Source organism: Saccharicrinis sp. GN24d3, assembly GCF_052400645.1.
In the GTDB taxonomy this organism is placed as follows: domain Bacteria; phylum Bacteroidota; class Bacteroidia; order Bacteroidales; family Marinilabiliaceae; genus Saccharicrinis.
Genome location: NZ_JBQTGI010000005.1, coordinates 263272 through 279187 on the forward strand (window position 1 = coordinate 263272; position 15916 = coordinate 279187).

At 44.2% G+C, this 15916-nt stretch carries 5 protein-coding genes and 1 pseudogene; all 6 read left to right on the top strand.

Features of this window, described 5'->3' with window-relative positions:
• Position 1 precedes the first annotated feature (1 nt).
• The 6 genes and pseudogenes from ACT29I_RS08390 (at position 2) to ACT29I_RS08415 (ending at position 15861) form a co-directional block, all read left to right on the top strand.
• Positions 2 to 3469 carry a DUF6603 domain-containing protein gene (locus ACT29I_RS08390; protein WP_444793192.1) on the top strand — a complete coding sequence of 1156 codons (3468 nt, stop codon included), beginning with the start codon at positions 2 to 4 and terminating at the stop codon, positions 3467 to 3469.
• Complete coding sequence (locus tag ACT29I_RS08395) at positions 3466 to 6990, top strand: hypothetical protein (RefSeq protein ID WP_444793193.1); 3525 nt, start codon at positions 3466 to 3468, stop codon at positions 6988 to 6990. Before ACT29I_RS08390 ends, ACT29I_RS08395 begins: the two co-directional genes overlap by 4 nt.
• Before the next feature lie 245 nt (positions 6991 to 7235).
• Positions 7236 to 12959 carry a hypothetical protein gene (locus ACT29I_RS08400; RefSeq protein WP_444793194.1) on the top strand — a complete coding sequence of 1908 codons (5724 nt, stop codon included), beginning with the start codon at positions 7236 to 7238 and terminating at the stop codon, positions 12957 to 12959.
• 11 nt (positions 12960 to 12970) lie between these two features.
• Complete coding sequence (locus ACT29I_RS08405; protein ID WP_444793195.1) at positions 12971 to 14830, top strand: hypothetical protein; 1860 nt, start codon at positions 12971 to 12973, stop codon at positions 14828 to 14830.
• A gap of 332 nt (positions 14831 to 15162) precedes the next feature.
• Positions 15163 to 15330 (top strand): annotated as a pseudogene (locus ACT29I_RS08410) (hypothetical protein); the annotation flags it as partial.
• Between the two features lie 15 nt (positions 15331 to 15345).
• A complete protein-coding gene (locus ACT29I_RS08415; protein ID WP_444793196.1) occupies positions 15346 to 15861 on the top strand; it encodes a hypothetical protein in 516 nt (171 codons plus the stop codon).
• Positions 15862 to 15916: the final 55 nt, after the last annotated feature.

A 15916-nucleotide genomic window follows, 5' to 3' on the forward strand; every position in this document is an offset into this window, starting at 1 on the left:
GATGCCCTCACCCAACGAAAATACAGGAACACTCGAGGCTATCTTAATGGGATTGGCCCAAATAATGGAACCTTTAAAAGATGATTTAAAGGACAACAAGGCAATCGTCTTGCTCGCTCAGCTTGGCCTGGAATTGCCCGACGCCGTAAATGGTGTTTCGGGTTTTGCCAATGCGGCCAATAAAACATTCACCGCTGCCAGCAAGCTGCCCGATTTGGTTCAGGAAGTAGTGGATGGGATAGATGCCGGTGATTACAGCAAAATTGGCGATCTGTTGCAAGCCATTATTACAACCGTTAAGGCAATCAAGGATTTGGCAGATGCCATCAAGTCTTTATCAGGTGTGTCCGGAATCCCACAAAATGAGCTCAACGAGTTTGCAGAAAAACTGCCCCGGAGATTGTTCGACTACCTGGTGGTTCGAAACCTGGAAGGTGTACCTGTGCTACCCGAAGTGTTGGAATTTGTAGGCATCATTCAACGGGAGTTGCAAAAGATTGGCTCAGAAGGCCATGGTAATGCCGAAATCAACAAGTATATTTTCGATATCAACCAGATTGGAAAATTTATCAAATCCCCACAGGATGTTCTGAAAATTTTATATCGCTGGGGCGAGAATACCTATGGCGACAGTACCCTGCTGAACGATTTGCAATCATTGCTGGGTAAAGCAGGTGTACCTGCCGTTATCGATACCGCGCCTAATCCCGACGTGTTGGATGTACTGGCTTTTGAAATTTCGCCAAAAACAGATGTTCAACCCTGGGCACTCAAAATCAGGATGGCCGAAGATGTATCTATTGATACCTCCGGTCCGATTTCGGACGGTGGTGATTGGAAACTGGAAGCATTGGCCAAAAGCGACCTGAAAGCCAGTGCGGAAATTATCATTCATCCCGACGGAAATATCGATTTTGATTCTTCCGCCGGAATAACAGGTGAGTACGGCCTTCGTTTTACCGCCGGGAAAGCCGACAATACACCTTTCATTATTTTTGGTGAAGCCGAAGGTTCCAGACTCGAGGTGGCCAAGTTTATCGTAACGGGTTCTGCCGGGTTGAATTTTGATTTGGGCAGTTCAGCCAGTGCAGCTTTTAAAGTTCTGGGAGAAATTAAGGGCGGTAAGCTTAAAGTGGATATGTCGCAAGGCGATGGATTCCTGACCCAAATACTTTCGGGCATTAAAATAGATTCCGATTTTGAAATGGGTTTCGGCTACGACTCCAAAGAAGGATTGTTCTTTACAGGCAGTTCAACCCTCGAAATTCAACTTCCTTCACATATTGATCTGGGTCCCATTGAAATTGACGCCATCACCATAAGTATTGGCGTGGGAACAGATGGTGGTGAACTGAAAATACCTGTTGGACTAAGCGCCAACATCAAAGCCGAAATAGGCCCTATTGCTGCATCCGTTGAAGGTATCGGTTTGATCGGGAACATCAACTTCCCCGAAGATAAAACCGATAACAATCTTGGACCCGTCGATTTCGATTTGGAATTTAAACCACCTAATGGCGTGGGTTTATCACTTGATGCCGGTGTAGTTAAAGGTGGTGGTTATCTTTACTTCGACTTTGAAAGAGAGGAATATGCCGGTGCACTGGAACTGGTATTTGCCGAGTGGATTGCACTTCGTGCCATTGGCCTCATCACCACCAAAATGCCCGATGGCTCCAAAGGATTCTCCATGATATTGATTATCACCGTGGAATTTGGTAGCGGTATCCAACTGGGTTTTGGATTTACCTTGTTGGGCGTTGGAGGAATCATCGGTGTTAACCGCATCGTAAATGTTGATCCTTTAACCGAAGGCATTAAAAACGGCTCCATAGAAAGCGTGATGTTCCCGCAGGACATTATTGCCAATGCACCGCGCATTATCAGCGATTTAAGGAAATTCTTCCCAACCATGGAAGATACCTTCCTGATAGGCCCAATGGTGAAAATTGGCTGGGGAACACCAAATTTGTTGAGTGTGTCCATGGGAATCATCATCGAATTCCCCGAAGCGAACTTTACGATACTTGGTATTATTAAGGTGGTTCTGCCCGATGAAGAAGCCGATATTCTTCGCTTGCAGGTAAACTTTATGGGCAGGTTGGAACCTAACAATAAACTGTTGTGGTTCTTTGCTTACCTATACGACAGCCGTGTTTTGTTTATCACACTCGAAGGCGGAATGGGACTGTTGGTTCAATGGGGCAGTCCTGCTAATTTTGTGGTGAGCGTAGGTGGGTTCCACCCCAGATACAGTCCGCCACCACTGCCATTTGGAACTATTCCGCGCATTGCGGTTAACATATTGAACCATTCCAATGCGAAGGTTCGAATAGAAGGATACTTTGCCGTCACCTCCAATTCGGTACAATTTGGAGCAAAGGTAGAGGTATACTTTGGAGTCAGTGCCTTTAATATCGATGGTCATCTGGGATTTGACGCCCTGTTCCAATTCGATCCGTTCTTCTTCAGCTTCGGATTGTCCATGAGCCTGAGCGTGAAAGTATTTGGCGTAGGTTTATTCAGCGTAGGGTTCAGCGGGTTGTTGGAAGGTCCTACTCCCTGGCATATCGAAGGAAAAGGAAAGATATCCTTGCTATTCTTCAAAATTAAAGTACCATTCAGTAAAACATGGGGCGACGAGGAAAATACCAAACTCGATCCAATAGAGGTATTCCCGTTATTGGAGAAAGAATTGGCGGCACTAACCAACTGGGAAGCCAAACTGCCTTCAACAAGCCATGTTTCGGTTACCTTGCGTCAACTGGGCGAAAGCGATAGCGATCAGCTCGTATTGCACCCTGTTGGTAAATTGTTGATCAGCCAACGAAAAGTACCGTTGAATTTTAAAATCGACAAAGTAGGAAATCAGAAACCTACAGATACCAACAAAATGTTTGTTGATGCCCAAATTCAAGGTGGAGGACCGTTGGGAACAAGTGTGGTGAAAGAGGAATTTGCTATTGGGCAATATAAACAATTGGATGATTCCAAACGCCTGTCCAGTCCAGGTTACGAGCCTCTGGAAAGTGGATTGGAGGTAGCTGTTGAAGGAGATCAGCTTAAAACCAGCATGGCCACCAAACGTGTTATCCGGTACGAAACCAACATCATCGATAATAACTTTAAAAAATTCATCCGAAGACCATTCTACTTGTATTTCCGTATTCAGTTCACTTTGCTGTTTAAATTATTGTTTGGTCATTTTATTAAGGGCAGTGCGGTTGCACAGGCAACAGTCTCCATGCAAACAAAAAAACGCATGCAGCCTTACGATGAAAAAATAGAAATGAAAGCAAACGAATATTCAGTGGCCTTTAACGAGGACAACACTGCCGTAGATCCTGCAGTATCGTTCACCAGTCAAGCCGAGGCGGACCAATTTATGAACGATCAGATCCAAAACAACCCTGCTTTAGCCAGTCAATTACACGTGATTCCGAACACCGAATTAAACATTGTAGCATGAGTAATATAGCCACATATACTTTTATACCCTGGGTAAGGGAAGGTATCGCCAATCAAATTGGTGGACAATCGGGTGTGCGAGCAACCATTCCCGTAGAATTAAAGATCAGCGGAGATGGAGTTGACGGCAGTACGGTAAATCGTCCTTCCATTGTTAAGGACATTCAAATTTATGGACCTGGAGATATCACGGGTCTCGATCCCAGGACGATTATTAAGGTGGATCCGGAACCCAATTTGTCTAATTTTGAACCCAACTACCTGCCCTACATCGATTTTTACGATGAGGACTTGCCTTGGCGTTATTCTCCCGTCAGTCCGTCAAACCATCGCTTGACGCCCTGGATTATGCTAGTGGTTTTAAAGGATGATGAATTTAGCAATGGCAAAAACGTTAAAGACAGGCCTCTGCCTTATATACTGCCCAAAGCTGGAGCCAAACTTCCACCTCCGTCGCAACTGTGGGCATGGGCACATGTGCATATCAACAAGGATTTGCTGGGTGAGGATAGTGAAGATAACGAGATAGTACGCTCCACGGATGCGGCAGGTATTCAATCGGATTTGGTGAGTACCCTCAATTCCAATCCCGATAACGGTTTTGCCCGTATAATGTGTCCTCGCAAGCTCGAAGCCAACGTGAATTATCATGCTTTTTTGGTGCCTTCTTTCGAAAGTGGACGATTGGCTGGTGTAGGACAAGACCCAAGCACTGCCGCTTCACACGATACACCAGCATGGACCGATAGTGTTCTCCCCACCGAGTTACCATATTATCACCGTTGGGGTTTTAAAACAGGAACCAAAGGTGATTTCGAATACCTGGTCCGCCTCCTTAAACCGCAACCCATCGACAAGAGGGTAGGAACACGGGATATGGATGTTCAGAAACCAGGTGCCAACATCAAGGGAATTACTGACGCTCCCGATGCCACAGAAGAACAGAAACTGGGCGGCATACTAAAATTGGGTGGCGCCTTAAAAATCCCTGATATATTTTACGATCACGATTCCGATGAATATAAAGACATCGTAAAATACAGAAACTGGGCAACACTGAACGGAACACAGGCTTATCCTCATCCGTTCCAAAGCGACCTGGCATCGTTTATCAACCTGACCGATTCCTATGAAGAAGAAAGTGCTCTGGACGCAAATACCCATGCGAACATAACCGAGGAACAAACAGCTACAGATAAGGAAAACGAGTTTGGTTACGACCAAAACCCCGATCCGTTAATTACAGCACCATTATATGCACGCTGGCATTCGCTGAGTAAGCGATTATTAAAGACCCAGGATGGTTCTGACATCTCACCCAACGATAATTGGGTGCATGAACTTAACCTCGATCCCCGATGGCGCTCGGCTGCCGGTTTTGGAACAAAGGTGGTACAAGAAAACCAGGAAGACTATATGCAATCCGCCTGGGAACAAGTTGGTGACATCCTAAAATCCAATAAGCTCATCCAATATGCACAACTTTCAAAAGAAGTCAGCAGTGTTTGGTACGATACCCATTTGGGCTCAATTCAAAGTTCTACTCCCGACAGATGGCTCAGCGTATCCGCGCCAATGCACAAAAGGATTTTAAAAGATGTAAGCTATCATAACGGCGATCAGACTACTCTAAAAAAAGCAACCGCATTTTACGAGGTTAAGCAAAGTAATGTTCCACAGGTTACTATTTCAACATCCTTCAGGAAGTTTACCAGGCCCAGGGGGATATTGATGAAACGTTTCAACTTTGATGATACGATCAATGTAAATAATATCATCTCCCGAATAAATAAAAACGAGGTGAGTGCAGCACCTCCAAGGATTGCTCCTCCTATATTGAGTGAACATGAAAAACTGCATGAGGAAGTGCGGCCAACCAATATACCAGATATTATTCTGCAGTTGATTAAAAAATATGAATGGCTAAAATGGGTTCCTTTTGCCATCGCATTGCTGCTGATTATAATATTCTATTTTATACTGGGAACAAATGTGCCTTATTATGCCACGATAGTGGCCATTATTGGAGCTATGTTCTACTTGTTTAGATTATTGAACAAATGGGATTTAAGCGTGGATGCTTCCGAAGTGGTTCAACCGGAAAACAAGACACCCGATAGTGTGGATGACTGGCCCAGACGACCTGAATTTAAAATATCGCTGGACGGCACTTACACTTCGTCGCGAGTAGGTCTTCAGGACAGCAAGGAAGCAGAAGCATTTAAAACCGGTACGAAAGATGCCTATACCCTCGTGCAAGAATCTATTGCGGCCAGCGTTCCCACCGTGAAACCCGAACTTGATATTGCAGGTATTAATACATCGGTATACGATAGTTTACAACCTGAAACTACCATTCCAAAGTGGGTGTGGGGTAAGGTGTTGATTCCGTGGAGGATAAAAGAGCAGTTAAAAGAAACCTTTGTGCCCGCTATGGCCTATCCCGAGATAGATTTGCCTATGTACAAACCGTTGACCGAATACTCGGCAGAACTATTCTTGCCCAATATCAATTTCGTGGCGCAAAACAGTATTTCCTTGCTGGAAACTAATCAGCCATTTATTGAATCGTATATGGTAGGGTTGAACCATGAGTTTGCACGTGAGTTGTTATGGCGCGAGTACCCAACAGACCAACGGGGAAGTTATTTCAGACAGTTTTGGGAAGCCATAGGTTATTTAGATAGGGAGGGCTTAAGTGAAGAAGAATTAAAGGAGAAATTAAGAGATATTCCACCTGTTCATCTTTGGTCGAAGTATAGTGATTTAGGTGACCATGACCATCGGGAAGAACCTGGTGATAACGAAGAAGAAGTGGTATTGGTGATCAGAGGCGAGCTGCTTAAGAAATACCCTAATGCAGTTATCTATGCCCATAAGGCTGTATGGAGAGATGAAGACGGGAATCCTGTGACTGATGAAGCGGATAAGGACAAGATTGATCCAAAACAGGAAAGAGATCTGTGGCCGTTGACGGACACCGAACAAAACAACCCTCCATCAGACATTGTGAAAACGCCATTGTACGAGGCCAAGGTAAGCCCCGATATCCATTTCTTCGGATTCGACTTAACCACATGCGAAGCCAAGGGGGGTACCGGAGATGAAAGTATAGAAGTGGATCCCCGCTGCGCAAGTAATGGAATAACCTGGGACGATCCGGGTTGGTTCTTCGTCATCAAAGAACGTCCGGGAGAACCTAGATTTGGGCTTGATATTGGAGGCGATACCAGTAATGTAGAGGGCAATAAAATAGAACTTTGGAATGATCTAAGCTGGACTGATATTACACCTGCTGTCGCCGATGGAGGATTTATTCAAATTACAAATCAAACCCCGACTATTACAGCCGATCAGGATTTGGAATTACCCGAAGACGCTGAAAAAGAAGAACAGCAAAGCGAAGACATGGGAATCATTTGGAACAAGGACATGAGCTCAGCCGATTTGGCATATATCCTTTACCAGGTACCTGTTTTGGTAGCTGTGCATGCAACAGAAATGTTGCCGAATACGGATTAAAAGAGCGGAGAACGATGAGTGGAGATCATAGCGATGAGATAAGTGAGGAGAGTCGCAAGTGAGCAAAGTTCAAGAACCTCAACATGCTTATCGTATGCTGGTGTTTGTAATAGTTATTATCATTTAAAATTCGTGTAATTCGAAACATTCGTGTTAATATAAAGCAGTTTTGCTGTTTTTTAATCTGTTTAATCTGAATAACCTGCCCGTCGACTGACGGGTCTGTGGATAAAAAATAAGAAACTATGGCAGAATTTAATGAAGCCCGGGAAGCTTTGAGAGCAATACAAAACACTATTGCCACAGAGCAAAAAGTTATATTTCACGATAAGGAACGGCTCAAAAAACTCGACGAGCAAAAGAAAAATGTGGTTCGTGTCTATACCGAGCAAAGTACGCATTATAAAAAGATTGTTGCCGCCGAACGCAGCCTGAAAGCTTCTATTGCCGGTCAGCAAGCCGAACTGAATGCCATGGCCTCGGAAAAGCTGGAAGCCATCAAAGCGTTTCAGGCCTTTACCGATCCCCGAAAAAACATGGGTTTCCTAAACGACCAAACACCCATTCTTATGTTCCCTGTTCGACTGGAAACCCGTTTTAAAAAAGTGGAAGGTGACGGCGGTGAAATCCCTCAACTTTGGGTCAGGGTATTTCCCGACGAATGCTCTATCGACACCTTTGACGTAACCCTCAGCGAAAGCGAAGTGGAAAAAGCCAAAGAATACTGGATCAACATTTGGCAGGCCGGTATACCTGCCACCGAAGATCTCAACGAGTTTGTAAAAAACAAACACCGGGGTGCCTGGCAAAAACTGATGGGGCATTTTAACGCGGGCCGATCCTATTATCTGACTACCGCTTATAAACCTGTGGGCGAAGATTTAATTCCGCCAAGAGAAAGCGAATCGGACGTGATATTGGTTATTTCAACCTATAACCTTCCTTCCGAAGCGCATCAAGATGCCTTAAAAAAATATTGGGCGGCTTTTTATCTTGCCTTCGGCGATGGTGAATCCATTAAAAAAGCTTTTGATGATTTCTCTACTGAGATAGGTTCAACTGACGAAGCCGCACAACAACTCCTTACGCAATATACGCCGGCCAATATAAAGGAAAAACCAACTGTAGAAGAACCTGGCGTGGTGGTTTCGTTTATAGAATTTGAAGCCCCTCAAGATACCGACTCCAAAATAAATGCCTGGACCCAGGCGGCCGAAGTACGTACTTTTCCCGAAAGGTTTGTGTTGCTGGGCTACCAGAACGACTCCCAAACCCCGACGGTCAATCAAATCGGGAATTTGATACCCGATCCGTTAATTGTTGGGCCTGATACGCGCGACGATATTGAAGAGGTGCTCCGGGATTTTTATGGCGAAGGATTTGATGCGCTCAGCGACGACGAAAAGGCTGTTAAATATATAGAATACCTCTCGCAACAGGCAGAAACCAAATGGCTGTTTAATTTTGACGAGGCCGTGAACATGGGATTGGGATTTAAGGTGAACCTGACTCCCGATCAATATAGCAGAGGATTTAGCAGGCTTTTTGTAATTGGTATTAAAATGGGTGCCAACAGCAACGATGGGCAGCAATTGATCGAAGAATTATTTAAAAACCATCAGTTTGGCGATAATACTTTCTCTATTCTACCACAAGGAACACCTACCAACAATACCGAAGATGAAGGCTCGGGCTATTCCATTGAAGAAGATCCCGATGAGGCTTATGATCGTTACTTTGGACAGGATAAACCCGATGATCCCTACGAACGCTTAACCAGAAAAGACGGCAGGTGGCTCGCCAATATGTTGGGTATTGATGTATATAATTCCGGACTTAACCTGGCCGAAAATTATTACCATACCGATCAGTGCGAGGCCAGCGCTATGCATACCGCACTTTGGAATGCCACCATAGGTTATTATATGGAGAGCATGTTGACACCTGTGGCTTCAGACTGGGAATTGGACCGATTGCGATGGTTTCTGATACATTATGTAAGCGGAAGGGGTAAAGTGCCTTCTATCCGAATAGATGACCAACCTTACGGAATATTGCCCGTTACCACTTTCAGGGATTATAAATTTATGGAACAGCGAGACATGATTGGTCGGGCATATTCCGATGACTACCCCACCTTGCTCAATATATATAACGTACTTAAAATTGTAAAAGAGGATTGGAGAACCCATCTAAGCAAGGTGGCCCATGTGGGCAAGGATGGCGATGCGCACCAAATTCTGCTCGAAGCATTGGGTTTGCATGCCTCATCGGTGGAATACGACCGACGGGTAGCGGATAGCCTGTATGCCAACTACAATGCCATGCTCATGCACGGTCAGGAATTCGACATTGAAAAAATAGAAGGAATTTACAGGGCTTTTGGATTGCTTCACCTGAGTCATTTGGGCTACAATCACGATTATAAAAACAACCCTAAAATACCCATTCTCGAAAAATCGTTTTTGGGTGATGCCCACGATTTGGACAAGCATGTGGTGGACGATACCCCATTATCCGAGAAGAACCCGATCCGATCATATACCGAAGATGATAAAAACTACATCTACTGGCTGATTGAGAAAGCACAAAATAACCATCGGGATATCAAGGATCAAAAAGGATTTAAGGACAATGATCGTCCCATTGCCTTATTGTATGATATGTTACGACATGCCATGAACCTGGAGTTCGGAAATACCGCCCTACGGCTTTATGTGAATGCCGAACTGGTTACCCGGCAAGAAGCTTCTATAATGCGCATTGATGCCGACTTTATGGGCGTTCGGGAAAACACCAGCGTATTGGAAAGCAAATGGGACATTATTTATCGGGAGGAGCCCAATATTAACGACAATGGGGTAATGATAGCCGATCATATTTCTGAATTAGTCAGAACCGCCACTGCCGATCCTTCGGTAAGATATTTACAGGAGGTATTAAAATCATTGGACCATTTGAAAGATGTGCCCACTGCCCGATTGGAACGTCTGTTTGCAGAACATATAGATTGTTGCTCTTACCGATTGGATGCCTGGTTGATGGCCTTTGTTCACCTTCAGTTGGAATATATGCGTTTTGGTGGCGAAAGCAACGAATCCGATCCATCGGATGGAATATATATTGGCGCTTACGGATTGGTGGAGGACCTAAAGCCTGAAAACAAACAACTTAGTCCGGCCGACATTGATGAAGATCTGGTAAATATATTTGGAAGCGATTCTATGATCGACTCCGAAAATGCGGGTTATGTGCATGCCCCTTCTGTCAACCATGGATTAACAGCTGCTGTTCTGCGCAATGCCTATATATCTGCAGCAACACCCGAAAATGCCGAGACCTACAAAGTAAACCTATCATCCGAAAGGGTTCGTATGGCCTTGGGCATCATTGAAGGAATGCAGCAAGGACAATCGCTTGGTGCTTTATTGGGTTATCATCTCGAAAGAGGGTTACACGATAATAATACCGAGGAGATGGACGTGTTCATTTACGAACTTCGTAAAGTGTTTCCAATCAGTTCAAACAGACTTAACAAAACAAAGATAGAGGTTGGTAAAACATCAACAAATCCTAAAATACTTCAACGCTACAAGGAGGAAGAAGCTGAGTTTGAAGAAGACAAGGCGGTTACCAAAATAGAAGCCAACAATGTGGTGGACGGCTTGGATTTGCTCGATCATATTCGCAAAGAAGGTGTTGCTACTTACCCCTTCGGATTTCAGACCGGTGTTGGGGCCGACAAACTCAAAGCGGCTACCCCCGACGAGGCAAAAGCCATCAACGACGAGGTAAATCGCATCATGAATATTAGAGATGCAGTAGCCGATCTGGCCATCTCGGAAAGCGTTCACCAGGTGGTACAAGGAAATTACGATCGCGCTGCCGGAGCTTTGGATGCCTACAGCAAAGGAACTTACCCTCAACTACCGCATGTTATTCAGTCAAATGGTAGCGGAGTCAGTCTGACCAATCGTTTTGGCATCCATCTTCCACCTGTTACCGGCCCTGTTGGAACCCTTACCCCAAGAGGTATGTCTGCACCAAGGATTAATGCCTGGCTCAATGATATTTTCCCCGACAGGAATAATATCACCTGCGAAGTGGTTTACACCATTCCAAATTATGGCGAAGTGCCTTCAAATGCGCCCATATCGCAGTTTATTTCTTTGCAGAATATTGGTTTGATGCCTATCGACTTACTTTACACCGAAGGTATTGATAGTGACAAGAGCCTTTCCGTATTGGATGATTACATTTTACAGGCTTTATATTCCGGTGGATCTGCCCCCGCACGATTGGATGCGGAAATAGAAATTAATTATACCAAGGCCGATACGGGCACTTTCTCATTCTTTGAGACAGCAGCGATGATTTCCGATTTGCGACAACTGATTGTTTCGGCTCGTCCGCTAAATGCCGCTGACGTCGCACTTCAAAACGAGGCTACGAAAGATCAGGAAGGTTCTACATCTGTGATTGATCCAACCAGAATTTCAAATGCGGTTACGCCGTTGAGCAACGCCAGCAGTGCGTTAAAAACTGGTGTGATTGATGAACTTTCGGCGTTGGTTGATGATGAAGATTTTGAAATAAGCCTGGGAAACAGCGCACAGATCCTAGCCAAGATTGATACTGTTTCCGCATCCTTTGTTTCCATACTTAGCGATATCAGCCTGTTCGGAAAACCGCAATCAGGTTCGGGTTATGTATTCGACCGCAAAGCAGCCATCTACTCAGGTTTATACAAAAAAATACTGGATTACAAATTAAGGTGGGATGATAAATTAGACCAATACACCACTTTAACAAGTACTCCACCGCCTGTATCCGCATCCGAAGAAACCAAGATTAATTTCTGGCAAAAAGCGGAAAGTATCATAAGTACCGAAATCGACATTACCTTTACGGACAGTACCGATCTGGAATCGAAAGTGGTTGCGAAGAAAGCTCTTTTCGATGCAAAACATGGGGATATAGTGAGCTATTTGGCAACAAATCATATAGCGATCAATTCGTTTTTTACTGCTACAGATACTTTACTGGTGGGTTTGGATGCTTTTGATATTGAGGTTCCAACCACTGCCGATGATATTAAACAAGTAGTGGTGTTAGCCGAGGATATCCATCAACAAGCCGATAAACTGCGAAGTCAGTTGGAAAAAGTTATTTCCGATGTCAATCAAAAGGTGAGTGATGCGGGAACCACGGCAGATGCCAAAGGAAAGGTGAAGCTGCTGACACAAGCTGCCAAAGCGCTGTTCTCGGAAGACTTCCAGGTGTTGCCTGAGTTTACTTTCTCCACGGAACAAGCCAGCGAATTGCAAAATTGCGTAAATGCGCAAACGCAACTGTTGAGTTACCAGGTAAATGACGAAGGAGAAGATTTCCCTGTAGACAATTGGTTATACGGTATTGCCCGTGTTCGGGAAAAAATGGGTTCATGGGAAAACACGGTTCAGCTGTTTGAAGCTTTTAACCCAACCTCCCCTACCTTGGACTTGATGCCTTTGCAATTGCCATATACGGAAAACGATAGCTGGCTGGCGGTTTCATATCCCGAAGATTATGAAATAGAAAGTGACAAATTGTTATATACCGCATATAATCCGGGGTTTAATCCTACACAAGCACAGTGTGGATTATTGGTTGATGAGTGGACGGAAACCGTTCCTGCGAAAAAAGAAACAACAGGTATGACTTTCCATTACGACAGGCCAAATTGTGAACCACCGCAATCCTTGCTTTTAATGACACCTGCAGAGTTCACAGGTAACTGGAAATGGGAAGATGTGGTCAACTCGTTGCACGACATGCTGGAAATGGCCCAATTCAGGGCAATAGAACCCGACCATATCGATGAAACAGGATATGCCAAGTTCTTACCGGCCACCGTAGCCAGTGTTACCAGCCGTCCTGTTACTATGGCTCTAAACTATATGGCAACCGCAATTTTTAATAATGACTAAATCAAGACATCATGGCTATATTAAATCGCGTTCAGGAATATTATCCAACAGTCACCCTCTGGAACCGCCTCGAAGGTCGGCCCCGTGCTGAAAACTTTGACCGTGCCACAAAGGCGCAGGTTAGGGATGCGCTGTGGATGATATCAAAGCAGTGGCAAATGGGCGAGTTTATTGGCGATGATGCCGGTTCTCCCATATTGGCGAAAGTGCACATGGAAACCACACGGTTGACCAAGTACAAAGGTGGCAATGCCGATGCCGAAGAAATGGAAAACGAAATTCCGTTGGAGGTTAAAGTAGAACACCAGCCGATTGCATTTCAACAAGGCAACGCTGAAATATCTCTTGATATTCGTCTATTGATGGGACGGCAATGGATGAAATGGGTTTCAGCCATCGATACAAATTATCGTCAGGAATATATCACTCAATATGGAGTGCACAACAACGTTCAGCCCGATCCCGAAACGGAAGCAGATGCCACTATTTGTGCCAACCGGAAATCCTGGCAGCAATTTGCGGCAGTTACAGGTCGTAAAATGGATGGGTATAAGCTGTATGCTTATTTAAAAGAAGATTCCACAAGAGGTGCTTCGGATAATATTGGCCTGGCGGATACGCCTGCCAAAAAAGATGCGCTGGATCTGCTGGGACTTAAGTTTATAGCCTGGTACGAAAAGCTTTATTATCAACCCAACGAAAACCGTAAAAACGAATCGTGGAAACCCGAATACCTCGAGCACCAATTTGCAGTATCGGCTCCGCAAAAAGGTGAAGAAAAAGTATTGGTAGCCGATGAATACTATCACGGACATCTGGATTGGTATAATCTCGACATTGATCAAAGCCAGGACGGTCTGGAAACGGGTACATCTCCTGTTCAGGTAGAGGATACGGTCACACATGAGTTTGTGCCCACTTCGGTTACCTTTGGAGGTATGCCACACCCACGCTGGTGGACTTTCGAAAACTGGAAGACCAACCTGGGTTTTGTAAATCCCGATACTACCGACCTGAACAAACTTTTATTGCTTGATTTCTTCCTTACCTACTCCAACGACTGGTTTATTGTACCGTTTACTTTACCGGTAGGTAGTTTGGCCAATATCCGCGGTTTAACCGTAACCAATGTTTTTGGCGAAAAAATATGGGTTGAACCCGCAGGACAGGGCGACGATGAGGATTGGCAGCGATGGAATATGTACAACCAAACTATTAAAGGAACCGATCATGTGCCTGCCGATCTGGGAGCTGTGGTTCTGCCTGTCTCCAGAAAAGTACAGGAGGGCAAACCGCTGGAAGAAATATTCTTGCTCAAAGACGAGATTGCCAACATGGTTTGGGGTGTTGAAACAGTGGTTCCCTTGCCAACAGGAAAAGGAAACCGGGGAAAAGAAACTGGCTACGAATTCAAAGCCAAGTTACAACAGCTGATTGGCGATGAGGTTCCTCCTGATACATTGGTGGACAACAATGCCAAAATACGTTTTAGGGTGGTTAACTCTGTTCCTGAAAACTGGATTCCTTTTGTCCCTGTGCATGTGGACGGACAGATGCGCAAAATAAAATTACAACGTGCAGCCATGCCTCGCATCCTTGAAAACGACGATAAGGTCCCTAAAAAAGTGGAACCCCGTACCTCTTTATTGCGCGAAGGATTGGAAAAAAGCCCTAAGGAAACTTATTCCATTAACATGGAGGAAGTGCGGCGTTCGGGCATGCGTATACATAAAAATTTCCAACGTACCCGTTGGTATGGAGGCAAAGTATTTAACTGGGTAGGCATCAAAAAGGAAACCGGACGAGGTGAAGGCAGCAGCGGACTGGCATTTGACCAGCTGATACCAAATAAGAATAGGATTGAAGAGTAGGTTAGTTATTGGTAATCAGTGTTCGATTTTGAAAAACATTCCAAATTAAAATTTGGTGTTTTTCGGGATAAGCAGTCATTAGTTGGAGCGAAGCGACATCCCACTGCAAATAAAAAAATTCTCTTAACCCCAGCACAAATGCTGGGGTAATGCAGTATGCAAGTAGGGCTTTGGCCATGATTTTTTTGAACAATGGACGCATGAAGAATATATATATTACCAACGAAAACTCTACAATGGATAATCACGCTATTGGAATACTAAAATAGGGAGTTGAAGCTTGGAACGAATGGCGTTCCTCATATCCTGGATTAAGACCTGATCTCTCAAACGCCAACTTAATAAATACACGATTAACCCGCTCAAGACTTGTGGATGTGAACATTGAGGATGCTGTTATTCATAATTGTCAAGTATACGGAATCTCTGTGTGTAATATTACCAAAAACAAAAACACGCAAGAAAATAGGTTGAGCGTTAATGATCCTGCTTTGACATAAGAATCTCCAATTCTTGTGAATAATCTAGAAGTTGCCCAATACAATAGTCTGTTCTTAGACCCAGAAAAAGATAGGGATGTGATCAATGCCTTAACAGCTAAATTGGTGCTTATTCTGGGCCGATTTACTGAAAATAGAAAAGCGATTTTGGATAAGTTGCGAGAAGAATTAAAAAAATACGACCTTGTACCCATCATATTTGATATTGAGTTTCCCGATGGTCGTTCAATGATAGAAACCGTTAGCTTATTGGCCCGAATGTTGCGTTTTGTTATTGCTGACCTATCGGATGCTAAAATAGTAATCAACGAAATTCAGGAAATCGTACCTGCTAATCCATCCCTTCCAGTTCAACCTATCATGGACTCTACACAATCAGAACCATCTATTCTCAGAAAACATCATGATAATCCAGGTTATTTAGAACCAATTTCTTATGAAGATATCAACGACCTTACAGCTAAACAGGAAACTATTGTAAGGCTTTTGAAGAAAAGGCGGAGGAACTTAGTAAATATATGTTTAGACTAGGAATTGCTCCTCTTGACTATCAAGGGAATAATTCTTAGCTTATATATCTTAAAAA